A 1,311-nucleotide genomic window follows, 5' to 3' on the forward strand; every position below is an offset into this window, starting at 1 on the left:
TCATTAGTGTCCACTAAAAAATCATAGAAGTTCTTTGAAATAATTGAAATTCAATTTGTTATAAGTGTTTTGGGAGTCAACGGATTTGAATTTACTTTTGCGGTATTAATCAGACCGTTATGCATAAAGACAAGTTCGTTTTTGCTCAATTAACCCGATTTCTTGATCGTAATCACTTCAACTATCTCATAAAGAAGTATGAAGGCGACAAATATATCAAGAGCTATACCTGTTGGAATCAACTACTTACGATGATGTTCGGTCAGCTATCCAATCGAGAGAGTCTCAGAGATTTGATTGTGGCTATGGAAGCTCATGCTGGAAAACTTTACCATCTCGGAATCGGGAAGTCTGTAACTCGGAGCAATCTTAGTAAGGCTAATGAGCAACGTAACTACCGCATCTTCGAAGAGTACGCAACATTCATGATTGCCGAGGCCCGCAAGCGTAGAATCAATAAAATATTCGAACTTGACGGTCATGTTTATGCATTTGACTCTACAACGATTGATCTGTGCCTGTCAGTGTTTGAGTGGGCTAAATTTCGCAAACATAAAGGCGGAATAAAGTTGCATACGCTCTACGATATTGAAGCGGAAGTACCTGCTTTTGTGCATATTACACCTGCCAATATTCACGATTCAAAGGCTATGCCTGAGATTCCATATGAATCAGGAGCGCATTATATATTCGACCGAGGCTATAACGATTTCAGCAACCTTAATACGATAAATCGTATAGGTGCTTTCTTCATTGTACGAGCCAAAACAAATGTACGGATCAAGCCTAAAACCTGGAAACGAAGATTGCCGGAAGGTGTAGTGTCGGATGCAATCGGATGCTTTACGGTTTATAAAAGTTCTAAGGATTACCCTGAGGAACTTAGAAAACTCATCATTGAAAATCCTGAAGACGGTACACGATACATCTTCCTGACAAATAATCTTGACGCATCTGCAGAGTTTATATCATCGCTTTATCGAAATAGATGGAGTGTTGAACTGTTCTTCAAATGGATAAAACAACACCTCAGGATTAAGAAGTTCTGGGGAACATCGGAAAACGCTGTACGCATACAAATCTATTGTGCGATAATCACTTACTGCTTAGTAGCAATAGTCCAACACGATATGAAATTAGAACGCAGCATCTATGAAGTTCTCCAAATACTCGGAATTTCTCTGACTGACAAAACACATCTCAGTGACTTGTTTGACAAATCGAATTTCAAAAATGTCAAAGACCGATATGATTCAAGTGAACCGAATTTATTTAATTTTTAACCTTGTCCATTTTTAGTGGACAGTAGTG

Annotated in this window: 1 protein-coding gene; it reads left to right on the forward strand. The window is 38.4% G+C overall.

Going from position 1 to position 1,311, the window contains the following annotated elements:
* Positions 1 to 119 precede the first annotated feature (119 nt).
* Positions 120 to 1,283 carry an IS4 family transposase gene (locus tag WKU26_RS12535; protein WP_340322293.1) on the forward strand — a complete coding sequence of 388 codons (1,164 nt, stop codon included), beginning with the start codon at positions 120 to 122 and terminating at the stop codon, positions 1,281 to 1,283.
* The last annotated feature ends 28 nt before the right edge of the window (positions 1,284 to 1,311 follow it).

The organism is Phocaeicola sp. HCN-40430 (assembly GCF_037890285.1).
In the GTDB taxonomy this organism is placed as follows: domain Bacteria; phylum Bacteroidota; class Bacteroidia; order Bacteroidales; family Bacteroidaceae; genus Phocaeicola; species Phocaeicola acetigenes.